Genomic DNA, 22,420 nt, shown 5'->3' with positions numbered 1-22,420 from the left:
TGATAATCGGAGTTTTAATTATATAAAATTAAAATATTTAGTTTTTTTTGGTCAATTATTTCAGGCTTTGAATCGGCTTACAGCAGTTCCTGGAATCCGGGTACAAACAGATGTCTCGGAATACCATCTACCATGATAGGACCTACATCACCCTGAATAAGAGGACGAACATATGTAATAAATTCATCTGTTACATAGGTTCCTTCCTTATTGATCCATTCTCTGGGAACAAGACGCTCATCATTAGCAATCTTGTGAACATCCTTAACTTCAGTACCTGCCTGATAAGGATCATCTGAAAGTCTTTCGATAACAACCATCTTGCCGCTATCACCTTCATCTGCAGCCTTCATAGCTGCACCACCAACTTCATAAGCTTCAAGGATATCAACACGTGAAGCACAGTGACTTGCAGCTCTCTGAAGAGTTGAAAGCTCAATTGCTCTTGTCTTACAACCAATTTCAGTTGAGAGAACTGTGCAAAGATATCTGGCAGTACCGGTAAGCTGTTTATGACCAAATGCATCTACATATTCAACGCCGTTGTCATACTCACTAATATACTTACCATCTTTGTCATGTATACCTTCGGAAATTGCAATAACTACGTTTGCTTTCTCCTTCAGCAGCTTCTTAACCTTATCGATGAACTTTTTAACATCGAAAGGAAGCTCAGGAAGATAAATAGCATCGGGACCATCACAGTCTTCACCTCTTGAAAGAGCTGCTGAACCTGTGAGCCATCCTGCATTTCTACCCATGATCTCAACAATAACAACCTGACCATGCTCAGTTTCAAGACTCCATCCATCACGGATAATTTCTTTTACAGAAGTTCCGATATACTTTGCTGCTGATCCATAACCGGGCGTATGATCAGTAAGAGCCAGATCATTATCAATGGTCTTGGGACATCCAACAAATCTTACAGAAGATCCGGAAATAATTGCATAATCCGAAAGCTTCTTGATGGTATCCATAGAATCATTGCCACCGATGTAGATGAAGCAATCGATTTCCAGGTCAGAAAGAATCTGGAAAATCTTTTCATAAGTTTCTTTACTCTCGAAAATCTCAGGAAGTTTGAATCTACATGATCCAAGATATGCAGATGGTGTCCTCTTAAGAAGCTCAGCATCAAGACCGGTCTTGATATGATCAGCTAGATCAACATATCTTCCTTCCATCAGACCCTGAACACCGTGGATCATACCGTAAACCTTCTTGTATCCACGATCGATAGCTGTACGATAAACACCTGCAAGTGAGGAATTAATAGCAGCTGTGGGTCCTCCTGACTGTCCAACAATTACGTTTCTCTTCTCCTTCGTTGCCATGGTTATGAATACCCCCTTATCTAGTTTAGTTATGCAACATGCATATATTTTACCAAAATAAGTAGGATATGTCATTAATAATGAACATAATTATAAAATGTTTTTGAATATTCTTTATTCTGTTACTTCAATTTCCTTAATGAGAAATTCATTTCCTTGTAGCAAATATGTTTTTTCACTTCTGCAAAACGGGCAAATACGTCCATGTTCCAATGTTCCGTATTCCTTTTTGCATTCCTCACAATAAGTAATGGCGGGAATTGTTTCGATCGAAAGCTTTGTATTTTTTAGAAAATCCTGCTTAGAAGCTGCCCAATTAAAGCAGTCTGTAAGAATGTGAGGTATTACCGTAGAAACCTCACCAAGCTCAATTGTAACCTTATCAATTTTTTCTAACTGATTCTCTTCTGCAACAACCTTAAGATCATCAATTATATGAAAAACAACACCAAGTTCGTGCATAATACCTCTTTAGATATAGCCATAATATGATTTATTCTTACGAATTATGGCTGAATATTCGTTTTTATTATATTTAGTCTAAATACGGATACCGCAATCACATATGACGTGATCAGGGTATCCGTTTATTATTAGATATTAAAATACATATCAGGCTTTTTCTGCTCTTTCCATGGCAAGCTTGAAGTCCTTTGTATCTCCAAATACTTCATTAGCATATGGATTCTTGCCAAGCTTGACAGATCTCTTAATAATCTCAGCTATGCAGATTACATTGATTGCAATAGCAAGCACTGCAACAAAGCCCTGCATTCTCGGATCTGCAGTTATACCCATTGAAGCGATGATCTCACCTGCCTGGGATGATTTACCTGCACCTGAATTATAAAGATCAATTGCCTTAGCATAGAGGTCCATTGTTGTAATACCGTTCTCAGTAGCTCCACCATAAACTGAAGGCAGTGCAGCTGCAAATTTACTTGAAAGCTGGAACCCGGGTACTACCTGAGCCCACATACACCATATTGCAAGTGTATTTGCTCTGTTCTGTATCCATGCACCCTTGTTCCAAAAAGCATTGGCAAAAGTAGGAGCAAGAAGAAGTGCAACACCGCAATACCATGAATGAGTAGGAAGGTTAAGATATGTGTATTCAAAATTCCATACATCATATGCAAGTATGAACCATACTGTCATGTCAGGCCAAAGCATATCTGACTGGTTTCTGTCATTAGATGTGTAAAGATGTATGCAGCCTGTCATACAGAAAATATTGATCATACCGGCAATGGCATTTACAACATTCCACCATCCACCGTAGATGAATACACCTTCATTTGAAGCCCACCAGGCACCACTTAAGTCACCGGAAATCTTAAATGCAGCAATTGCAGATTCCATATCTGATACATTAGCAATCATGATATTGGCAGCAACTATAAACCAGGGGAACCATGCAAACCATTTTTCCTTTCCGATGCCCCATTTATACTTGATCATCATAAAGCCTACGCAGCCTATATCAGCAGCATAGAGTTTGAAATAATGGAACCAGCCGTCCATAAATGCAACTGTAGGGTTAGATGCTCCACCGAATGCACCCATATGTGCAGCAATGAAATAAACAGTAAGAATTGTAGGGATTATAACGAATACAACCATTCCGCCTGCTTTTGTACGACGACCAATCTCATTCATAAGAATAAGTCCCGCAAATACCAGTACCCAACCTAATAATTGAGAGCTGGCTGTGGTGCCGTAAAGTTGAAATAGCATAAAGTACCTCCAAAAATTGATATTATTAAGTTTATAAATAAATAATAGCAATTTGCATGTGCAAATTGCTATTGGCAAAACTCATATAATTTACATTCAATTTTTAGATACTATTATTCAATATGTGGTTTCCTTAACTGATCTAAGCTTGTAAACATACTGATTATATTCATTTCTCCAGTTCAGAATAATAAGGAATGATAAGATTAGTTCCTGCTCTCAGCTTAGAATCAGGGGAAATTCTATTAATATGTGCTATATCCGTAACATATTCCCTTGTATTTCTGTAATGAAGTTCATCCATATATTCTTCAGCAATTGACCATACAGAATCTCCGGAGGTTACACTTACAGATGTATAGTATCTGAACTGTTCATTATCTGAATTAGCACTGGCATCTGAGTTAAAGGAAAAAGACAATATTATAAACAAAGATAAGATAATAGATGCCATTATACAAAATGTTATGATTCTTCTTTTTATTATTACTTCTCTTCTGTGATTCCTTCTTGTTAATGCTCTTTGTTCTGCTCTCATCTCTCTCCTCCATTTATCGACCTAAGTAGTACCGCATACTGCGGATTCCTTAGGTCAAACCAGTATTTTCAAAATTGATTTGACACTACATAGCCGAACAAACGTTGCGAACAACTGTTCTGTGTTAAATATATCGAACATATTTTCTTTTGTCAATAGAATATTCGTACGTTTGTTCTTTTTGAATCTTAAATAATTCATTCGTTTTAGTTCATAATTTGTTCATATTTATCCAGTATATTTATATCAAGATAGTTGATGAACGAAATCACTATCTCCCCCTCATAAGAAAATCGCAGGACACTCACAGTAATGTGAGTGTTTTGTGATTAATCCCATTTCTTTATATTTCTATAATAAACTTCGATGTGTCCCATAAAAAGTACAGCGAATATATGTTTGCGTTATGCCCTGGTTTATGATAAACTGAACATAGGTTCTTGAAAATGGAGGAATAATATGGAAAAAGGAAAAATCAGTGAAAAGCAGAAAGAAATCCTTGAATATATTAAGGAATGTATTCTGGATAAGGGGTATCCGCCGACTGTAAGGGAGATCTGTGAGACTGTTCATTTAAAGTCTACATCTTCTGTTCACTCTCATCTGGAGACTCTTGAAAAGAACGGATATATTCGCAGGGATCCTACTAAGCCCCGTACCATAGAGATTTGTGATGATTCTTTTAACATGGTACGTACTGATATGGTTAGTATTCCTGTGGTTGGACAGGTAGCTGCAGGTATGCCGATCTTAGCTGAACAGAATATTGATAGTTATTTTCCTATTCCGGCTGATCTTTGCCCTAAGGGTGAAATGTTTATATTGAATGTTAAAGGTGATTCAATGATTAATGCAGGAATTTTTAATGGCGATCGTATTTTTGTTGAATCCTGCAATACTGCTAAGAATGGTGAACAGGTCGTAGCACTAATAGATGATTCTGCTACTGTTAAGACATTCTATAAAGAGAACGGCCATATAAGACTTCAGCCCGAAAATGATGCTATGGATCCTATTATTGTTGATGATTGCGAGATTTTGGGTAAAGTTTTTGGCGTTTTAAGACTATATTAAGAACAAGCGCACTTGCCCGTTAGAAACTCACTTAGTGCTTTGCTCTAATAATTAAGCGGACTATGATTCATGTCATAGCCCGCTTTTATATTGATTTTTAATTCTATTCGACTATTTGTTAGTACAAATTCTATTAGTCCAAATCTTCTTTAGTTACATGCTTTCCATCGCGCCATATTCTTTCCAAATCATAGAAAAGCCTGTTTTCCTGATCGAAGATATGGACAATCACATCACCAAAATCCTGAAGGATCCAGAACGCACTTTCATAGCCCTCAATATCCTTTTTCTCATATCCGGCTCTTCCGAGAGACTCTTCTACTTTGTCTGCCATAGCCTGTATCTGAGAACGGTTTGTTCCACTGGCTACGATAAAGTAATCGCCAAGAGAAGAAACCTCACTGATATCGATTATCTCAATGTCCTGTCCTTTTGTGTTCTCGATTGCTTCTACTGCAAGTTTAACCATCTGTTTTGAATTTTCAATTGAATGTTCTGCCATTATTAATTATCCTTTTCTAAATAATATTCATAGGTCTTTGCTGTCATATCATCGCACTCTTTATCAATGTTTTTTAGATAGTTCAGAGTATCTGATAATATATGTAGCATACATTTATCAAGGTCTGTATAAGCAAGTTTTCTGATTTCACTCATATGCTCCAGCGGTTTCCTGTTTGGCTCAATGAAATCGGCAATAAAAACTATCTTTTCAAGATCAGTCATACCGGGATGCCCTGTGGTATGCCATCGGATTGCACCAAGTATGTCCTCATCTTCTATTCCATATTTATGTTCCGCAAGGCACATGCCTGCTTTTGCATGTATTAATGCAGGATTTCGTCTCTCTACATCAGTAATCTCGACGCCATACTTTTTGCATATTTTGATTTGCTCATCATGTTCCAGATTCTTGGCACAATCATGAAGATAGCCTGCAGTAATCGCTTTATCAATTGGAACATCATGTACTGCAGCCATATTAGCAGCTGTATATGCGACTCCAAGCGTATGATCAAATCTATCCGCATTAAGTACAAGCTTCATTTCTTTTCTAAGCTTATGGGATATTTCTAAGATCTTCACACTCAAGAATAATACCTCCCGTAAACTCAGCCATTGTATATTTTTACATCATCATCAGAATTATCAGGAGCCGGCATACCGTTGTACAAATTCTTTATACTTGCAAAATCAATTACAGATTCCGGAAGCATATATCGAACAGATCTGCCGTTTTTAATTCTGGCTCTTATATCACTACTTGAAATCTCAATATTGTTCAGTTGAAGAAGTCTTATATCTGCGCCATATTTATCATGCAGATAACTTCTGTGCTTATCCATCTCTTCGAGAGATAATGAGCCTCTTACACCTGCTAAAATAACACAATTAGCAAATATCTCCTCTGAATGATACCAGCTTTCGAGCTGTTTAAATGTATCACCGCCTACAATGAAATATATCTCATCGCCTGGATACATCTTCTTAAGCTCTCTCAAAGTATCTATAGTATAGGTTTTACCCTCACGGTCAATTTCAAGTCGTGAACAGGTAAAATAAGGATTACTGTCAATGGCAAGCTTCACCATCTGATATCTAAGCTCTCCCGGAGCAACATTATCATTTTCCTTCATGTATGAGATGCCACTTGGCATAAAAATCACCCTATCAAGTCCGAATTGCTCTCTGGCAGCTTCTCCTAAAATAAGATGAGCATTATGAATAGGATTGAACGTTCCACCTAAAAGTCCGATTTTTCTACTTGCCATATAAAAGTCCCCTTTTTATAATCATTTGATTATTTTATTTTTGATATATTGTATTACTTAGGCAGCTTAATCTCAGGATCTTCATGAAAAGGCTTGTAAAGTACTACTTTTCTTCCTATAACCTGTACAAGTGTGGATCTTGTTCTTTCTGCCACAGTATTTGCGACTTCTTTCACATCATCAGTACAGTTTTTTAATATAGAGCCTTTAATAAGCTCTTTTGTATTAAAGCATTCTAATACACTTTCAGTTACTTCAGGAGTAACTGAAGCCTTTCCTATCTGAAAAACAGGCTCTAAGTTCATAGCGAGCCCCTTAAGATAAGCTCTCTGCTTACTCGTTAGATTCATCATCTTCCTCCATATCTATATAATCGTCCTGTAATATACTATCATCTGCTGAAGCACCGCTTTCTTCGGTATCTGCATTTCTGTAATAATCAAAGCTGTTACCATACATTCTGACAGTATCGCCCTCCTGTATGCCAAGAGCCTCCAGCTTATCCAGAATGCCATTTTCAACAAGGAAGTTCTGGAAAAATGCAAAACCTTTCTCTGAATCAAGGTTAGTGTAACCAAGCATCTTCTCAATCTTAGGTCCTTCGATTACATATTCCTTTTCATCAGAATCATATTCAACAGTAAATGCTTCGTTTTCTTCTTTAAGCTCAACTTCAGGATCATATTCACTTTCAAATACGACAGTATCCTCACCAAGTTTATCGAGCTCCCTGCTAATATAGTATAACAGTTCGTCTATTCCTTTGCCAGTTAGCGTTGAAGTAGCAAATACTTTTACCCCTTGAGGCTCAAATTTTTCTTTGAGTTTCTTTATGATCTCAGAATTCTCACCATCAGGAAGCATATCAATCTTATTGGCAGCAATTACCTGAGTCTTTTTGGTGATATCAGCATTATACTTCTCAAGCTCAATATTTATAGCTTCAATATCTTCAAACGGATCACGGCCTTCAGTTCCTGCAGCGTCAACAACATGAATCATCATGCGTGTACGTTCAATATGCCTCAAGAACTCGTGACCAAGACCTGCTCCATCAGCCGCACCCTCAATAAGTCCGGGAATGTCAGCTACAACAAATCCGCGGGCATCATTAAGACTAACGACCCCGAGAATCGGAGTTAAAGTTGTAAAATGATAGTTTGCAACTTTTGGCTTTGCATTTGAGACCTTAGTAAGAAAAGTTGATTTACCAACATTAGGGAAACCAACAAGTCCCACATCTGCAATCATCTTAAGTTCGAGTAATATTTCAAGTTCCTTGGCAGGTTGACCTGGCTGAGCATATCTGGGTGCCTGCATTGTGCTTGTAGCATAATGCATATTACCGTTGCCGCCTTTACCACCTTTTAAAAGAGTATATTCTGTAACATCTCCTGACATATCTACAATAACTTTACCACTGACTGCTTCTTTAATTACAGTACCCTGCGGAACCTTTATTATAATGTCAGCCCCCTGCTTTCCATGGCATCTGCGTTTTCCGCCATCTTCACCATTTTCGGCTTTATATTTTCCACCGTAGTGGAAGTCTGAAAGAGTGTTTATGCCCAAGTCAACCTTAATAATAACGTCGCCGCCTTTACCGCCATCGCCGCCATCCGGTCCACCGTTTGCAACGAATTTTTCTCTTCTAAAGGAAACATGACCGTCTCCACCTTTGCCACTTTTTACAAACACTCTCGCTCTATCTACAAATGCAGGCATTATTATCTCCTATATGATAAAAAGAGCTCCAAACAATACATGTTTGGAGCTCAATACAATACGATACTGATTACTTCTCTACAGCGTAAACGCAAGCCTGCTTCTTATCGCGGCCCTTGCGCTCGAAACGAAGCACACCATCAACAAGTGCGAAAAGAGTATCATCTTTACCGATACCTACGTTCACACCGGGATGAATGTGAGTGCCACGCTGTCTGTATAAAATATTTCCAGCCTTTACGAATTGTCCGTCAGCTCTCTTTGCTCCAAGACGCTTTGACTCGGAATCACGACCGTTCTTTGTGGATCCGACTCCCTTCTTATGAGCAAAAAATTGAAGGTCCATATTCAACATGACTTACACCTCCTCGAATTTAATGTTCAAAAACTCATTACCATACTGTTTGTAGACGCCCATTATGCCAAGTTCAAATGACTTCAAAAGTAACTCGCCATTTTCTGAAAAACCCTCAGAGGATTTTACATCTATCAATCCTTTAACAGGATCAGCATCACAGGTAAAATTATCATCTGTAAATTTTTCCAATGAATTAACGGTATTAATTGAGAGCATAGAAATAGCTGCACAAACAATATCTTTTCCATATTCACCGGATCCGGCATGGCCCTCAAGCTTAAAGCCGAGTATCTCGCCATCTTTATTTTTACGAATAATGATATTTGTCATATCTGCAAACACTCACTACAAGAATTACAGTGAAATCTTATCAATCTTCACACTTGTGAAGCACTGTCTGTGACCGTTCTTCTTGTGATAACCGGTCTTACTCTTGTACTTATAAACGATAACCTTCTTACCTTTGCCCTGTTCCATAACTGTTGCGCTAACCTTTGCACCAGCTACATCACCAGCAACCTTAAGAGTCTTGTCATCATTTACTGCAATAACATTATCAAATGTAACTTCTTTTCCGGCTTCTACGTCAAGCTTCTCAACACGAATAACGTCGCCCTCGGAAACCTTGTACTGCTTACCACCAGTAACTATAATTGCGTACATAAGGCACCTCCTTCTTCCAAATCTCGCTAACTATGGTGGGAATATATCCACTTCAACCTCGTTAAGCGGCATACTATTGAATAATAACATCACTTATTACGTGTGTCAATAGTTTCTCTTAGAGATTTCTTTTTTTTATTTCTTGTGAATTCCATGATTCCAAGTCCTGTAAGATCCACAAAGCTTAAATTCATAGGATCATTTTTGATAAGATCCTTAATAAACGCTATCAACTCTGAGTTCATGCTTTTATCCTTCATGGATATAAAATCTATAAGAATCATACCGGATAAGTTTCTTAATCTTATCTGTCTATAAGCCTCTTTTGCAGCTTCTTTATTCTGCTCAAGAAAAAACATATCGGATTTTTTTAAATTTTTACCGGAATTAACATCTATAAGATTTAAAGTTTCAGTCTGCTCAATTACCAGGAAAGCTCCGGATTTTAACCATACGTTTTTCTTGAAAATATCTTCAGTACGACTCGTAAGACTATAATGTACTTTTAAAGGTAATCGTTGTTCCTCTTCATCATAATAAGTACAATCGACATCTGCCCCGGTAAGCTCCTCATATATCGATCTGTTATCTGTAACTATCCTGTCAGGAGCCTCATCACATATCTGACTGAAAATCTCATACGTCTTATTCACTACACACGATATACCTGTTTCTTCAGGTGCTATCTGTTGGTATTCAGATCTTGTCTTTGCTATTGCGATTAAATTCTGTAAATCCCCAGCGGTATTTTCGAATGATAATTTTAATTTACCGGTAAGCCTTGGCTGTTTGGTCTTTTGAGCTTCAACCTTTATCTGCACAAGAACAATATCACCGGCTTTAAGCTCCTTAGAAGATTCGACATCTCTGTTTAAAACACAGTGAGCTGGAAGCGTGTTCAACGGTAAAAAGCCTATACCATTCTTATCTCCGTTTTTTTCGAATCTGACAAATGCTGCATTTATGTTGGAAACAATATTTTCTACTCTTCCGACATATATATTCCCTGTGCGATCAACGATATCGATGATATCCAGATATTCTATTTTGTTTTCTTTAAGACCTAATATACAGGTGTGGTCAAAAAATTCTGTTATCAGCAGCTCAGACATATATTTTTCCCTGTGTCAGATTCTTATCTGCAGCAAAAGATAACTCGTTTAACATATCGGGAATCATAGGCTGTACATAGTGTCCGCCTTCATCCTCGCCTTCAAGATAAGTCTCAAGTCTGTGAAATTTCGCAGCGAATTCCTGCATTTCTTCATTAGCAAATGCAAATAAGCTCTCAATAAGTAAAGAAGCCTTTAAATTGGAACTGCTACCTGCAGATAGCAGAACATGAACACTTTTATCTTCCAAAATCTCCCACTTGTAGATCAGCGGTTTAATGTCAATCTGCTTCTCACCATTTTTAGTCTTCTTTGTTGCCAAAATCTCATTCTGTTTCATGAATTCGGTAAATTCATGTAAGAGGTCAAATGAAGGTTCCTTATTTTCTCTAAAGGAAATAATGTACTCTGCAGCAGCAACACTGGTCATTGCATTGACACTTTTTTCAGGTAATTCCTGTATTGCAAGTATCTCAATTCCTTCATTCATAGCACTGTTCAGTGATTCCATGACACTCTCGGGAGAACTACAGCTTAGAACAGTCATATCCATATAGTCACCGTCTGTTGTAGCTCCAACGCTAAGGGGCTGTGCAAATGACAGAATCTGATGAGGGCTGTAGCCTTCACTGTATTTAATATCAATTTCAGCACGTCTTATTGCTTTCTGGACATATCTCATTACATCCAAATGTCCAAGAAAACGTATAGGACCATGCTTTGAAAACTTCAATCTTAGTTTAATCATATTTTGTAACCTTTAAATTTTTGCAATTTATAATGTTTTTCTCTATTATGACTTTCAAAGCGATAACTATGAAAATCGCCAGACAATCCTATAGTTTGATAACATTATTTTTATACGCCTGTTTTGGGCTGGAAGCAAATGCCTACGCCATAGTTTGCGCCGCCGCAGCCCATACATGACTGTCTGCAATTGGGTGAAACTTTACCTTCTTTTGAAGTCTGCCACTCGCGCCATAAGAATTCCTTAGAGACACCGCAATCAAGAATATCCCATGGAAGAATTTCGTCTTTACTACGCTCTCTTTTTACATAGAAAAGGGGATCCAGACCTGCTTTTTCCATCTCTTCCATCCAGATATCGTTTTTAAAGTATTCACTCCATGCATCAAAGATACATCCGCGCTTGTAAACGTTATAAATAACCTCTGAAAGTCTTCTGTCACCTCTTGCAAGTATACCTTCAAGCATACTGGCGTCTGCTTCATGCCAGTTATACTTTATGTGTTTCTGATTAAGCTGTGACATTATTCCTTTTCTGGTAATGCTTGCTTTATCGAGGAATTCTTCTTTTGTATTCATTGAAGCCCATTGAAAAGGTGTAAAAGGCTTGGGAACAAAGAAGGATGTACTTGCAGTTATTTCAATTGTTCTTCCGTTTCTTTTTTCCTTAGGAACAGTTTCAAAATATTCAACGGCAATCTTATTGGCAATATCGCCTATGCCCTCGATATCCTCTGTAGTTTCGCCGGGAAGGCCAAGCATAAAATACAGTTTAACCTTATTCCAACCGCCTTCAAAGGCTTCGTGAGCACCTCTTAAAATATCTTCCTCAGTAAGACCTTTATTAATAACATTTCTCATTCTCTGAGTACCGGCTTCAGGAGCAAAGGTAAGTGAGGATTTCTTTACATCCTGAACCTTACTCATAACATCCAGAGAAAATGCATCTATTCTCAGTGATGGAAGTGAAATATTGACTTTATGCTCATTACAATAATCTATAAGGAAATCAAGCAGCTCGTTAAGTCCGGTATAGTCACTGGTACTTAGTGAACTTAATGAAATCTCTTCATAGCCGGTATTTTTTATCAGAGTCATTGCATACTCTTTTAATTTATTGACATCACGTTCCCTTAGTGGTCTGTACAGCTGACCTGCCTGGCAAAATCTGCAGCCTCTTATACATCCGCGCATTACCTCAAGCACAACCCTGTCCTGTGTAACTCTAATAAAAGGCATTACAGGCTTCATAGGGTAATAACTCTCTGTAAGATCGAGACATATTTCCTTTTCAACTTTTGCAGGAACACCGTCCCTTAGTGTTGAAATGGCGCTTATAGTACCATCTTCCTTATATTCGACATTGTATAAAGAAGGCACATACATTCCATGAATCTGTGAGCATTTGTAAAGAAATTCTTCTCTTGAAGTTCCATTTTCTTTACATTCTTCATATAAGTCAAACAACTCTCTGTATTTTGTTTCACCTTCACCTATGTAAAAAATATCAAAGAAATCTGCTATCGGCTCAGGATTGTAGGAGCAGGGACCTCCTCCTATAACAATCGGATCATCTAAAGTTCTATCCTTGGAATAAAGAGGAATTCCGGAAAGATCAAGAACCTGAAGAATATTGGTGTAACACATTTCATACTGAAGAGTGAAACCCAAAAAGTCAAAATTCTTGACAGGATCCTGAGATTCCAACGCAAAAAGCGGGATATTTTTTTCTCTCATAAGGCTGTCCATATCAGCCCAGGGAGAAAACACCCGCTCACACCATACATCCTCATACTCATTGAATAATCCATAAAGAATCTGTATTCCCAAATGCGACATGCCTATCTCATACACATCCGGAAAACAGAATGCAAATCTAATCTTAATGTCAGATAAATCCTTCACAGCACTATTAACCTCACCCCCAATGTAACGCTCCGGCTTAGTAATGCTAAGAAGGATTTCATCTGATAATGCTAATTTTTCTTTCAAATTACACCTCAAATATAATTATTGGAAAAAGGAATAATTATTTATCTTCTGGCAAGTTCATCTGTGATCTCTTCCCAGCTGATTCCTTTTTCTGACATAAGTACCATCATATGATACAGGAAATCTGCCATTTCGTAAATGAGTTCATTTGAATTTTCATTTTTTGCTGCGATAACCATTTCAGTGCTTTCTTCACCGACTTTTTTCAGGATTTTATCAAGTCCCTTATCAAACAGATAATTGGTATAGGAACCTTCTCTTGGATTTGTTTTTCTGTCATTTATAACAGTGAAAACACTATCAAGCACCTTCTGAGGATTTTTCTCAGCATATTTCTTTCCTGTTATCTCATTGAAAAAACAGGAATAGCTGCCGGTATGACAAGCAACACCTACCTGTTTTACCTTGGCAAGTATTGTGTCCATATCGCAATCTGCTGTAAGCTTTTTCACATACTGGAAATGTCCGCTGGTCTCTCCCTTAAGCCAAAGCTGATTTCTGCTTCTGCTAAAGTATGTCATTTTTCCTGTCTCTATAGTTTTATAATAGGACTCTTTATTAAAATATGCCACCATTAATACTGCATCTGTTCGATAATCCTGAACAACAACAGGAACCATACCGTCGGAGTTTTTCTTGAAATCTTCCCACTCGAATGAAGGAAGCATTCTATCAACAGCCAGGTCATTCTCGGCACAGATATTTTTCATATTTCTTATTTCGGCCGAATTAGCATTTATAGCTTTTCCGGAAAGTCCACTGACATTTGGCTGTGACATAAGCCTTATCATTTTATCAAGGGACAGATCAGGAAGACTCAGAATAGTAGGCATATTTATTTCAGGAGTCTTCTTGATTTCGGAACTATTCAAAAGGATAAGCTCTGAAGCATACTTTCTTACACTTTCATCATAAAGCGAAATCTTATCTGTTTCTGTATAGCAGATGCAGATTTTATCCTTTCCGAATTTTTCGGATACCTCCTGCAAAATATCAATATTTTCCTGCTTTGAAAAGTTAAGACAAGCCTTTTTGCATCCGGCATAAAGGAGTTTTTTTATGTCCTCCATACGCTTAACATTACCTGCACCATAAACCTCACAGGAAACCTGACCGCAAATATCCTTTATTATATCAAGAGATTCCTCATGTTCAGAATCACCGTTGGACATATCATAGACAATAATCGCATCACAATCATCATTATCATATTTTTCTGCCAGAGCTACAGGCGATTCTGATATGATATCAGCATTTTCAAGTGAAACTACTGCATTTTTATGAAGTAAATAGATGCAAGGTACAAATTTTTTCAGCATAAAATCAATTCTCCAAAGGTTTATTTTTTAAAGACTTCCCTTAGTACTTAAGACTCCGGTTATCCTTTCATCAAAGGAAGTTGCCTCATCTAAGGCTTTTGCGAAAGCTTTAAACATGGCTTCAACCCTATGATGATCATTTATTCCCGTGATGACTCTCAAATGTAAATTCATCATAGCACCATAGGAAACAGCGTAAAAGAATTCTCTTACAAGCTGTGTATCAAATTCTCCAATCATTGGTGTAGTAAAGTCGGCATCCATTTCAAAATATGGTCTGCCACACAGATCAATTGCACAAAGCACAAGCGCATCATCCATAGGAAGTAAAAAGTTACCGTATCTTTTTATTCCCTTTTTTTCACCGATAGCCTTGGCTATTGCCTGGCCGATAACTATTCCGGTGTCCTCCACGGTATGATGACCATCAACATAAAGATCCCCTTTTGCATTAACCGTAAGATCAAAGAAACCGTGCCTGGCAATTGCAGATAACATATGATCAAAAAATCCAATTCCGGTATTTACATCAGTTTTACCTGAACCGTCAATTTCAATCTTAACAGTAATATCTGTTTCACCGGTTTTTCTAGTAACTTCAGCAAATCTGGACATATCAGCCCTCCTCGAATCTGACAGCTATTGAATTAGCATGTGCTGTCAGGCCTTCATTTTTAGCAAATAACTCTATATCTTTGTGTACTTTACGAAGTCCTTCCTCAGAATATGCAATAATACTCGTCTTTTTAACAAAGTCATCTACAGAAAGCGGTGAGAAGAACCTGGCTGTCTGATTTGTAGGAAGTATGTGATTGGGACCAGCAAAATAATCACCAAGTGGCTCGGATGAGTATGTTCCAAGGAAAATAGCACCTGCATGCTTGATCCTTGGCATTACTTCAAAGGGATTTGCTGTGATTATTTCCAAATGCTCTGATGCAATGGCATTTGCGGCATCGACAACATCTTCCATGTTTTCTGCAACAAAAATGTATCCGTAATTATCCAAAGACTTATTTATGATCTCTGATCGTTCAAGCTTTTTAGTAAATTCTGCGACTTCATCGGAAACCTTCTGTGCCAGTTCCTTACTGGTGGTAATAAGAATTGCACTGGCCATCTCATCATGCTCAGCCTGGGATAAAAGATCTGCGGCAACATATCTTGGGTTTGCAGTTTCATCAGCAATTACAAGAATTTCTGAAGGACCTGCGATTGAGTCGATTGAAACGTATCCAAAGCATGCCTTTTTTGCAAGAGCTACAAAAATATTGCCGGGGCCTGTGATTTTATCAACCTTAGGTACAGACTCAGTACCAAATGCCATGGCAGCAATTGCCTGGGCGCCTCCAACCTTATAAACTTCTGTTACGCCGGCAATATCAGCGGCTACCAACGTTCCGGGATTTACCTTTCCGTCCTTTGATGGAGGTGTGCACATAATAATACGCTCTACACCTGCAACTTTGGCAGGAACAACATTCATAAGTACGCTGGATGGATAAGCAGCCTTGCCACCTGGGACATAGACACCTGAGATTTCTATGGGGATTATTCTCTGTCCGAGGATTGATCCATCTTCCTTAGTGTCAATCCAGGAATTTCTCTTTTGCTTTTCATGAAAAACTCTTATGTTTTCAGCACTCTTCTTAATGACTTCAATGAATCTGTCATCTAAAGCCTTATATGCTTCTTCAATTTCTTCTCTTGTAACCTTTATGGTCTTATCTGTAATGTCAAAATGATCGAATTTAGCGGTATATTCGAATAATGCTTCATCCTTCCTGTCGCGAACATTAGCAATGATATCCGCTACCGTCTTTTCATATTCACCGTAATTTGAGGGACTTCTTTTAAGGAGCTTTTCAAGAAGTTCGCCTTTTGTCTGATTATTAAGTTCAACTATACGCATTACAGATTCTCCTTCATATCATTGATAAGCTTGTGGATTCTTTCTGATTCCATCTGCATGCTTACCTGATTTACTATGACTCTTGCAGAAAGAGGACAGATTTCTTCAAGTACTGTGAGCCCGTTTTCTCTTAAAGTGCTTCCTGTTTCAACTATATCTACGATAACATCTGAAAGATTTACAATCGGACCCAGCTCAACAGAGCCATTGAGTTTAATTATATCAACTGTCTGCTGCTTCTGATTATAAAAATAATCTCTGGCAATTCTGGGATATTTGCTTGCTACTTTTATCATTTCATGATGATGTAAAAGCTCTCTTGCTGATTCCGGACCACAGACACACATTCTACATTTACCGAATCCAAGATCCAGAACTTCGTAGACGCTTCTATTTTCTTCCATGATGGTATCTTTACCGACAATACCAATGTCAGCGGCTCCATATTCGACATAAGTTGGAACATCAGGACCTTTTGCCAAAAAGAACTTTAGCTTAAGCTCTTCGTTGGTGAAAATAAGTTTTCTAGTCTTTTTATCCATTACTTCTTCGCAGTGGATCCCGCATTTTTCAAGAAGCTCCATTGTAGACTCAACAAGTCTTCCTTTTCCAAGAGCAAATGTTAAATATCTGTTTTCACTGTTCATGTCAATTTGCTCCTTTCAAGATAACGCGCTTGCCTTCAGCTCTTAAAGTCTTTGCCTTACTTAGTGCTTCTGTAAAATTATCAGCAGTATATTCGATAGTGATCTGAGCTTCTCTCTTCGGGATTTCAACCTTTTGTCTGTAAAGAGCTGTCATTAGATCATCAAGATTTATCATAAATCCAATGGACGGAGCACTTTTTCCAAATCTTTCAAGCAGGTTGTCATATCGTCCACCCTTGGCGATGGCATCTCCAACACCATAGGTATATGCGCCGAACACAACTCCCGTATAGTAATTGAATTTACTGAGCATACCAAGGTCAAAAGATATATATTCTTCAATTCCGTAACTGCAAAGCACCTGATATAGTTCCTGTAAATGCTTTATGGCATATGTTGACCTTTTGTTATTAACAAGGCGCCCTGCTTCCTCAAGAACATTTGCATTACCAATACAGGTTGAAACACTTCTTATAAGTTCACGATATTTCTCAGAAACACCATATTCTTCCATAATTCTGTCAGCTGCAAAGGCATTTCTGTTTACGAGTTGCTCTCTGATATCTTCCTCTGTATCAAAATCTATTCCGGCTTCTTCACAGATTCCGTAATAATAATCTGCATCACCTATACTTACCTTGAAGTCCTGAAGGCCTGTTGAAGATATTGATTCAACCAGTAATGCGATCATTTCCGCATCAGCATAGATTGAGCCATCGTTCATAAGCTCTGCACCTATTTCAGTTGATTCCTTAAGCTTGCCCTGGAGATTATTTGTATTAAGAAAAGCTTTGCCACTATAGTAGAATCTTAAAGGCTCATCGTCTTCTAGAAAATACTTACTTGCGCATCGCGCAACAGAAGGAGTAAAGTCCGGACGCAAAACCATCGTCACGCCGTCCTTATCAAAGAATTTGTAGAGCTCCCTTGCACTGTTGTCACTTATCTCCTCTGAAAAAACATCAAAATATTCAAATGTAGGAGTATCTATTTCCTCAAATCCAAAGCCAAACATCTTTTTGCAAATAACATTTTTCACAAAAGATCTGTCACTGCATTCTGTTCCATATAAATCCCTGACACCTTCAGGTGTGTGTAAAAGTCTTCGATTCATAAAATGTCCCTCTGCACTTTAATACGGTAACGTGCTAACTCATTACTATGTTAAATTTATTTTAGTTTATAAGAATACAATTTGTTTGTCAATCTCTTTGTGCTAAATCCTTTTGCATGAGATCAAGGTATGGAATAAAAGCTTCGGAGTCATCGGAAATAACATACTCAGGATCAAGTTCTTCATAGGTGAAGCTCTTTCTGCCACCGGCTAATGCCCGGTCCCAATAGTTTTTCAAATGTCTGAATGGTAAATAGTAGAATACTCCCCTGCTTGTAAAATGGATCAGAAAGAATGCTATACCATCCTGTTTTTCAAATCTCTCCATAAATGAAACCTGATGGGCATGTATATTTTCAAGTGCAAATGTATCTTTAGCGCATTCTTTTGCATCAAAACAAACCGGTATACCTTGAACAGCACCTATATAATCGATAGTGCTCTTTTGGTCAAAGTATGCCAGTGTAATATGTCTGGTTTCTTTATCAATTCTTATTGGGGTTATTGGTGTAGGAATTTTCTGGATAAGTGCAAGATTTTCATCCTGATATTTCTCATTGGTTCTGTTTATCAATTCTTCCAAGGCCTGCCCCCTCAGACCTCTTGAATTCCAAGTTGCCATTCATTCACCTCTATAAACATTACTTTAATAATATTATCGTAAACATCATTAACAGTAACCGAAGAAATACTAACAGATATTGGCTATATTTTTATATAAATCAGGTAAAGGAGCAACAAAAGACTTGCCGGAAAGACCTGAAAGCTCTCCCTCTATAGACGGAAATTCAAGTCTATAAGAATGAAGAAGCTGGAATTTTAAACCATAATTTTTTGAAAAATATTCATTAACCTTTTGATGTCCGTATTTAGCATCGCCAATAAGAGGATGCCCTATTGAAGATAGATGCGCTCTTATCTGATGCGTTTTACCCGTGTGTAACAACACTTCAAGTTCGGTAAATGCCTGACTTTTACCATTTATAGTAAAGCTTTTATATCCAATAACTTTGTATGATGTCTCAATTCGTGATAATTTATTTCTATCTATTCCGGAGAAATCATCATTATCACCATATAGTTTTACAGTATTTTTTCTTTCATCCTTAATCAGATAGCCTGATATATGTTCATCACTTGTAACATTACCTGAAACTATTGTTCTGTAATACTTATGAACAGACCTTTCCCTCAACATTTCTGCTGATTTTCTTGCTCCCGGAAGGGATTTGGAACAAATAAGAAGACCTGAAGTATTCCTGTCAAGTCTGTTACAGATGGATGGCTTAAAAACTCCCAGAGATTCAGGAGTTATAAATCCGGTATTCAAAAGATATCCAATAAGCCACTCATTAACACTGATATCCTTAAACTCAGCCTTTTGTGATAATATTCCAGCAGGCTTATTTATAAGTAAAATATCATCATCTTCATAGATTATTTCAATACTTTTAAGCTTTTTAAAGGCTTTCTCATACTCGGTAAGACTTTTATCTTCAGTGGTTTCAGATGATTTTATGTGTACATTTACAAACTTATTGAAGGTTTCATCTGAAAAGAATACAGATATCGTATCTCCGTTCTGTAATATTTCTTTACCGGTTGCCTTTTTTCCGTTAAGGGTAATATTCTTTTTTCTAAGCATTTTAAAAATAAAACCCATGGAACATTCTGAAAAATAAGTCCCAAGAAATTTATCAAATCTTTTGCCGCTTGAATTGTTATCTACTTTTATTTCCTTCATTACTTATACCTTTATTAAAGTGAAATAGAAAGCAGGACTAAAGCACAGGTTTCTACTGTTCCGGGAACCCATGCATCTTCTATGGCCTGCGGATCGATTTTCTTTGTTACCCTTATCTGTTCAAGCTGATCAAGCCTTGAACAGAAAGCATTAATATCCTTAAACACTTTAACAGTATAATTACTGTAACCACTCTGAGATATCTGATTTTTGATATGTTTCTCACAATTAACGGTATCAAGGGTGTTATCCTCAGTGTAGCATACGACATTCTTATCAAGAACTGTAGCTGCTGCAATGCCGTAGTTCTCATCATAGCTTGTCATTTCAAGATCATATCTGATAAGAAGACCGTTTCTGTGAGCTTCAATTATGTCATATGCTTTTTTTGAACACGGATGTGCTCTTAAATACATCACTAAATTCACTGCACTAAGTCCTGTAGGAAGACATCCAATGGCGGCAATTATACTAAATGCACTTTTATTAGACTTATAAATAATTAGTCCTGTAAAGAAAATAATAAGGCATATAGCAAGGGCAATAACAGTTCTTACTGCCGCAAATTTTCTATTATACTCAATATATCCAAAATTTCCTTTTGCAACTCTTCTCATACTTACCTCAAAATAATTACTTTAATAAATTCAGCTCATCATTAGTAAGCTCTCTATATTCTCCCGGCAATAATGCGGAATCGAGAACTAATTGACCCATCCTTATTCTTTTTAAAAATGTAACTTCATTGCCTATGGCTTCAAGCATTCTTTTAACCTGATGAAAACGCCCTTCATGTATAATAAGATGCAATATTTCAGTTCCATCCTGATTTTCGATAAATGCTTTTGCAGGAAGTGTAAGCTCTTCGTCACCTATATCAAGTCCATTCTCAAGCTTTCTTAAATCCTCATCTGAAACATGTTTTTTAGTATGTACTTCATACTCCTTTTCAACATGCTTTTTAGGTGATAATAAACGATGGGACAGTTTTCCGTCATTAGTTATAATAAGGAGTCCCTCCGTATCTTTATCAAGTCTTCCAACGGGAGCCAGGTCTTTGTCATAACCTGTATCAATAAGATCAAGAACGGTCTTATCATGATTATCACGGGTAGCAGAAACAACACCCTGGGGCTTATTCAAAATGTAATACCTGTACTTTTTATAATCCCTGGTCAGATTCTCACCGGCGAATATAATCTCATTTTTCTCCGGATCAACGGGCATTTCCGGTTTATTGGCAACAGCGCCATCAACTGTTACCATTCCGTTTTTTATGTATTCTTTTAACTGCTTTCTTGTTCCAAGTGAACAATCACCTAAAAATTTATCTAATCTCATATCATCCTTAATAGAAATAGCTGTCGCAGGATTAAAATTGCGACAGCCATATTACAATTTGAATAGTCATTTGACTGAGTATAACAAACAAAATAGCTTGTCTTAATGCACAGTACGGGACCGGTCTTTATAACATATCCAGATTCAGATCAGCCTCATCTGCATAACCGCCTTCAGGAGTTATCTCAGATACATTTGCTGATGCCCTCTGAGGCTCTCTTACATTCGAAGGGTTAACACTGGGAGGTACTAAATCTGCTCTGTTTGATTTAATGGTCTCACTGTAAGCAGTAAGATCTCTAAGTAATGCATTATTGCTGGCACTTGTTGTATCAATTGCCTTGTTTACAATTACCTCAACTTCTGCCAAAAGATTATCTGTATAAGCTACTGCTGCAGCCTTCATCTGATTTGCTTCATTGGTTGATTTAGTAAGAATATCCTCAGCCTGCTTAGCAGCATGAGCGATCACTTCATTTGCCTGAGCATAAGCCTGTTGCATAATGTCATGCTCATTAATCATTGCATGTGTCTGTTCTGTAGCCTTATCTATAAGATCCTTGGCTTTTTTTCTGGCATCCTCTAAGATGGATTCTTTATTACTAATAATAGTCTGATAACGTCTGATTTCTTCAGGAGTTTTACTTCGAAGTTCCCTTAGAAGATCATCTATCTCTTCCTTGTTAACAATAATGTTTCCATGTGACAGGGGCTGATGCTTGCAGTTGTCAATGTAAGTCTCAATTTCATCAATGCATTGTTCAATTCTGCTGCTCATAGTTGTTTCCTCCCATGTTTATTATCATATCCATATTTTTTATAAACCATCTGTGCTACATAAGGAGTAACGCAATGGCTTATATCCCCATGAAAGCTGGCGAATTCTCTCACCGTAGAACTGCTTAGATATGCGTATTCAAGGCTTGTTGTAAGGAAAACGGTATCTACTTCATTTTTTGAAAAAGCTCTGTTTGTTTGTGAAATCTGAAGCTCATACTCAAAATCAGTAATTGCTCGTAATCCTCTAAGAAGGATCTTGATATTATTCTCTTTGCAATAATCAATTATCAATCCTTCATACGAATCAATCTCGACATTATCAAGATCTGATGTAGCCTCTTTAATCATCTTAACACGTTCATCCGCTGAAAACAACGGATGCTTGGCTGTATTGACGCTAACGACAATTACCAGTTTATCAAACATTTCTGATGCTCTTCTAATAATATCCAAATGCCCCAATGTTATGGGATCAAAGCTTCCAGGATAAACTGCTATTTTCATACTT

At 37.4% G+C, this 22,420-nt stretch carries 27 protein-coding genes; 1 reads left to right on the top strand and 26 read right to left on the bottom strand.

All coding sequences use genetic code 11. The features are described from left to right. Nucleotides 1-77: 77 nt before the first annotated feature. The 4 genes from G622_RS0102145 to G622_RS24220 form a co-directional block, all read right to left on the bottom strand. Nucleotides 78-1,337: a 6-phosphofructokinase gene (locus G622_RS0102145; protein ID WP_026509294.1), complete on the bottom strand. Its 1,260-nt coding sequence runs from the start codon at nucleotides 1,335-1,337 to the stop codon at nucleotides 78-80. 114 nt (nucleotides 1,338-1,451) lie between these two features. Beyond that, nucleotides 1,452-1,799: a hydrogenase maturation nickel metallochaperone HypA gene (locus tag G622_RS0102140; RefSeq protein WP_026509293.1), complete on the bottom strand. Its 348-nt coding sequence runs from the start codon at nucleotides 1,797-1,799 to the stop codon at nucleotides 1,452-1,454. Nucleotides 1,800-1,949: 150 nt separating this feature from the next. Further along, nucleotides 1,950-3,074, bottom strand: a complete 1,125-nt coding sequence (locus tag G622_RS0102135) for a DUF5692 family protein (protein ID WP_026509292.1) — start codon at nucleotides 3,072-3,074, stop codon at nucleotides 1,950-1,952. Nucleotides 3,075-3,243: 169 nt separating this feature from the next. Continuing rightward, nucleotides 3,244-3,612, bottom strand: a complete 369-nt coding sequence (locus G622_RS24220) for a LysM peptidoglycan-binding domain-containing protein (protein WP_049945642.1) — start codon at nucleotides 3,610-3,612, stop codon at nucleotides 3,244-3,246. A 459-nt stretch (nucleotides 3,613-4,071) separates the two neighbouring features. Here G622_RS24220 and lexA point away from each other — a divergent pair, with 459 nt between their 5' ends. Beyond that, complete coding sequence (gene lexA / locus G622_RS0102125) at nucleotides 4,072-4,686, top strand: transcriptional repressor LexA (protein ID WP_026509291.1); 615 nt, start codon at nucleotides 4,072-4,074, stop codon at nucleotides 4,684-4,686. A gap of 133 nt (nucleotides 4,687-4,819) precedes the next feature. Here lexA and rsfS read toward each other — a convergent pair whose 3' ends face one another. From rsfS to coaD, 22 genes are all read right to left on the bottom strand, one after another. Further along, on the bottom strand, nucleotides 4,820-5,188 hold the full coding sequence (rsfS, locus tag G622_RS0102120; protein ID WP_026509290.1) for a ribosome silencing factor: 369 nt from the start codon (nucleotides 5,186-5,188) through the stop codon (nucleotides 4,820-4,822). 2 nt (nucleotides 5,189-5,190) lie between these two features. Then, nucleotides 5,191-5,772, bottom strand: coding sequence for a bis(5'-nucleosyl)-tetraphosphatase (symmetrical) YqeK (yqeK, locus tag G622_RS0102115; protein ID WP_026509289.1), 582 nt, complete (start codon nucleotides 5,770-5,772; stop codon nucleotides 5,191-5,193). A 26-nt stretch (nucleotides 5,773-5,798) separates the two neighbouring features. Next, nucleotides 5,799-6,458: a nicotinate-nucleotide adenylyltransferase gene (nadD, locus tag G622_RS21365; RefSeq protein WP_044912804.1), complete on the bottom strand. Its 660-nt coding sequence runs from the start codon at nucleotides 6,456-6,458 to the stop codon at nucleotides 5,799-5,801. Between the two features lie 53 nt (nucleotides 6,459-6,511). Continuing rightward, nucleotides 6,512-6,808: a ribosome assembly RNA-binding protein YhbY gene (yhbY, locus tag G622_RS0102105; RefSeq protein ID WP_026509288.1), complete on the bottom strand. Its 297-nt coding sequence runs from the start codon at nucleotides 6,806-6,808 to the stop codon at nucleotides 6,512-6,514. Then, entirely contained in the window at nucleotides 6,792-8,183 is a 1,392-nt protein-coding gene (obgE, locus tag G622_RS21360) for a GTPase ObgE (RefSeq protein WP_081675139.1), read from the bottom strand. The genes yhbY and obgE overlap by 17 nt, the downstream gene beginning before the upstream one ends. Before the next feature lie 70 nt (nucleotides 8,184-8,253). Beyond that, on the bottom strand, nucleotides 8,254-8,538 hold the full coding sequence (rpmA, locus tag G622_RS0102095) for a 50S ribosomal protein L27 (RefSeq protein ID WP_026509287.1): 285 nt from the start codon (nucleotides 8,536-8,538) through the stop codon (nucleotides 8,254-8,256). A 3-nt stretch (nucleotides 8,539-8,541) separates the two neighbouring features. Beyond that, a complete protein-coding gene (locus G622_RS0102090; protein WP_026509286.1) occupies nucleotides 8,542-8,871 on the bottom strand; it encodes a ribosomal-processing cysteine protease Prp in 330 nt (109 codons plus the stop codon). 24 nt (nucleotides 8,872-8,895) lie between these two features. After that, a complete protein-coding gene (gene rplU / locus G622_RS0102085; protein ID WP_026509285.1) occupies nucleotides 8,896-9,204 on the bottom strand; it encodes a 50S ribosomal protein L21 in 309 nt (102 codons plus the stop codon). An 89-nt stretch (nucleotides 9,205-9,293) separates the two neighbouring features. Then, nucleotides 9,294-10,316 carry a ribonuclease E/G gene (locus G622_RS24215; protein WP_049945641.1) on the bottom strand — a complete coding sequence of 341 codons (1,023 nt, stop codon included), beginning with the start codon at nucleotides 10,314-10,316 and terminating at the stop codon, nucleotides 9,294-9,296. Further along, nucleotides 10,309-11,064 (bottom strand): TIGR03936 family radical SAM-associated protein, encoded by a 756-nt coding sequence (locus G622_RS21350; protein WP_049945640.1) that lies wholly within the window; start codon nucleotides 11,062-11,064, stop codon nucleotides 10,309-10,311. Before G622_RS21350 ends, G622_RS24215 begins: the two co-directional genes overlap by 8 nt. Before the next feature lie 110 nt (nucleotides 11,065-11,174). After that, on the bottom strand, nucleotides 11,175-13,055 hold the full coding sequence (locus G622_RS0102070) for a TIGR03960 family B12-binding radical SAM protein (protein ID WP_081675138.1): 1,881 nt from the start codon (nucleotides 13,053-13,055) through the stop codon (nucleotides 11,175-11,177). A 41-nt stretch (nucleotides 13,056-13,096) separates the two neighbouring features. Next, on the bottom strand, nucleotides 13,097-14,374 hold the full coding sequence (gene hisIE, locus G622_RS25115; protein WP_081675137.1) for a bifunctional phosphoribosyl-AMP cyclohydrolase/phosphoribosyl-ATP diphosphatase HisIE: 1,278 nt from the start codon (nucleotides 14,372-14,374) through the stop codon (nucleotides 13,097-13,099). A 27-nt stretch (nucleotides 14,375-14,401) separates the two neighbouring features. Further along, nucleotides 14,402-14,989, bottom strand: coding sequence for an imidazoleglycerol-phosphate dehydratase HisB (hisB, locus tag G622_RS0102060; protein ID WP_026509282.1), 588 nt, complete (start codon nucleotides 14,987-14,989; stop codon nucleotides 14,402-14,404). A gap of 1 nt (nucleotide 14,990) precedes the next feature. Beyond that, complete coding sequence (gene hisD, locus G622_RS0102055) at nucleotides 14,991-16,286, bottom strand: histidinol dehydrogenase (protein ID WP_026509281.1); 1,296 nt, start codon at nucleotides 16,284-16,286, stop codon at nucleotides 14,991-14,993. Beyond that, nucleotides 16,286-16,933 (bottom strand): ATP phosphoribosyltransferase, encoded by a 648-nt coding sequence (gene hisG, locus G622_RS0102050; RefSeq protein WP_026509280.1) that lies wholly within the window; start codon nucleotides 16,931-16,933, stop codon nucleotides 16,286-16,288. Before hisG ends, hisD begins: the two co-directional genes overlap by 1 nt. 1 nt (nucleotide 16,934) lies before the next feature. Next, nucleotides 16,935-18,047, bottom strand: a complete 1,113-nt coding sequence (gene hisZ, locus G622_RS21345) for an ATP phosphoribosyltransferase regulatory subunit (protein ID WP_044956947.1) — start codon at nucleotides 18,045-18,047, stop codon at nucleotides 16,935-16,937. Nucleotides 18,048-18,135: 88 nt separating this feature from the next. Further along, complete coding sequence (locus tag G622_RS0102040) at nucleotides 18,136-18,669, bottom strand: Holliday junction resolvase RecU (protein ID WP_026509279.1); 534 nt, start codon at nucleotides 18,667-18,669, stop codon at nucleotides 18,136-18,138. A 69-nt stretch (nucleotides 18,670-18,738) separates the two neighbouring features. After that, complete coding sequence (locus G622_RS0102035; protein WP_026509278.1) at nucleotides 18,739-19,791, bottom strand: RluA family pseudouridine synthase; 1,053 nt, start codon at nucleotides 19,789-19,791, stop codon at nucleotides 18,739-18,741. 14 nt (nucleotides 19,792-19,805) lie between these two features. Next, entirely contained in the window at nucleotides 19,806-20,408 is a 603-nt protein-coding gene (locus G622_RS0102030) for a hypothetical protein (RefSeq protein ID WP_026509277.1), read from the bottom strand. A 16-nt stretch (nucleotides 20,409-20,424) separates the two neighbouring features. Further along, a complete protein-coding gene (locus G622_RS0102025) occupies nucleotides 20,425-21,132 on the bottom strand; it encodes a pseudouridine synthase (RefSeq protein ID WP_026509276.1) in 708 nt (235 codons plus the stop codon). Between the two features lie 127 nt (nucleotides 21,133-21,259). Then, nucleotides 21,260-21,910, bottom strand: a complete 651-nt coding sequence (locus G622_RS0102020) for an HrpE/YscL family type III secretion apparatus protein (RefSeq protein ID WP_026509275.1) — start codon at nucleotides 21,908-21,910, stop codon at nucleotides 21,260-21,262. Beyond that, entirely contained in the window at nucleotides 21,907-22,416 is a 510-nt protein-coding gene (coaD, locus tag G622_RS0102015) for a pantetheine-phosphate adenylyltransferase (protein WP_026509274.1), read from the bottom strand. The genes G622_RS0102020 and coaD overlap by 4 nt, the downstream gene beginning before the upstream one ends. Nucleotides 22,417-22,420 lie beyond the last annotated feature (4 nt).

The sequence above is a fragment of the Butyrivibrio sp. LC3010 genome (assembly GCF_000424385.1).
Taxonomy (GTDB): Bacteria; Bacillota; Clostridia; order Lachnospirales; family Lachnospiraceae; genus Butyrivibrio.
This window is presented reverse-complemented; position numbering and strand designations above follow the sequence as displayed.

Coding starts and splice junctions, on each gene's coding strand:
- G622_RS0102145 (WP_026509294.1), bottom strand. CDS start 1,337: ATGGCAACGAAGGAGAAGAGAAACGTAATTGTTGGACAGTCAGGAGGA.
- G622_RS0102140 (WP_026509293.1), bottom strand. CDS start 1,799: ATGCACGAACTTGGTGTTGTTTTTCATATAATTGATGATCTTAAGGTT.
- G622_RS0102135 (WP_026509292.1), bottom strand. CDS start 3,074: ATGCTATTTCAACTTTACGGCACCACAGCCAGCTCTCAATTATTAGGT.
- G622_RS24220 (WP_049945642.1), bottom strand. CDS start 3,612: ATGAGAGCAGAACAAAGAGCATTAACAAGAAGGAATCACAGAAGAGAA.
- lexA (WP_026509291.1), top strand. CDS start 4,072: ATGGAAAAAGGAAAAATCAGTGAAAAGCAGAAAGAAATCCTTGAATAT.
- rsfS (WP_026509290.1), bottom strand. CDS start 5,188: ATGGCAGAACATTCAATTGAAAATTCAAAACAGATGGTTAAACTTGCA.
- nadD (WP_044912804.1), bottom strand. CDS start 6,458: ATGGCAAGTAGAAAAATCGGACTTTTAGGTGGAACGTTCAATCCTATT.
- yhbY (WP_026509288.1), bottom strand. CDS start 6,808: ATGAATCTAACGAGTAAGCAGAGAGCTTATCTTAAGGGGCTCGCTATG.
- obgE (WP_081675139.1), bottom strand. CDS start 8,183: ATGCCTGCATTTGTAGATAGAGCGAGAGTGTTTGTAAAAAGTGGCAAA.
- rpmA (WP_026509287.1), bottom strand. CDS start 8,538: ATGTTGAATATGGACCTTCAATTTTTTGCTCATAAGAAGGGAGTCGGA.
- G622_RS0102090 (WP_026509286.1), bottom strand. CDS start 8,871: ATGACAAATATCATTATTCGTAAAAATAAAGATGGCGAGATACTCGGC.
- rplU (WP_026509285.1), bottom strand. CDS start 9,204: ATGTACGCAATTATAGTTACTGGTGGTAAGCAGTACAAGGTTTCCGAG.
- G622_RS24215 (WP_049945641.1), bottom strand. CDS start 10,316: ATGTCTGAGCTGCTGATAACAGAATTTTTTGACCACACCTGTATATTA.
- G622_RS21350 (WP_049945640.1), bottom strand. CDS start 11,064: ATGATTAAACTAAGATTGAAGTTTTCAAAGCATGGTCCTATACGTTTT.
- hisIE (WP_081675137.1), bottom strand. CDS start 14,374: ATGCTGAAAAAATTTGTACCTTGCATCTATTTACTTCATAAAAATGCA.
- hisB (WP_026509282.1), bottom strand. CDS start 14,989: ATGTCCAGATTTGCTGAAGTTACTAGAAAAACCGGTGAAACAGATATT.
- hisD (WP_026509281.1), bottom strand. CDS start 16,286: ATGCGTATAGTTGAACTTAATAATCAGACAAAAGGCGAACTTCTTGAA.
- hisG (WP_026509280.1), bottom strand. CDS start 16,933: ATGAACAGTGAAAACAGATATTTAACATTTGCTCTTGGAAAAGGAAGA.
- hisZ (WP_044956947.1), bottom strand. CDS start 18,047: ATGAATCGAAGACTTTTACACACACCTGAAGGTGTCAGGGATTTATAT.
- G622_RS0102040 (WP_026509279.1), bottom strand. CDS start 18,669: ATGGCAACTTGGAATTCAAGAGGTCTGAGGGGGCAGGCCTTGGAAGAA.
- G622_RS0102035 (WP_026509278.1), bottom strand. CDS start 19,791: ATGAAGGAAATAAAAGTAGATAACAATTCAAGCGGCAAAAGATTTGAT.
- G622_RS0102030 (WP_026509277.1), bottom strand. CDS start 20,408: ATGAGAAGAGTTGCAAAAGGAAATTTTGGATATATTGAGTATAATAGA.
- G622_RS0102025 (WP_026509276.1), bottom strand. CDS start 21,132: ATGAGATTAGATAAATTTTTAGGTGATTGTTCACTTGGAACAAGAAAG.
- G622_RS0102020 (WP_026509275.1), bottom strand. CDS start 21,910: ATGAGCAGCAGAATTGAACAATGCATTGATGAAATTGAGACTTACATT.
- coaD (WP_026509274.1), bottom strand. CDS start 22,416: ATGAAAATAGCAGTTTATCCTGGAAGCTTTGATCCCATAACATTGGGG.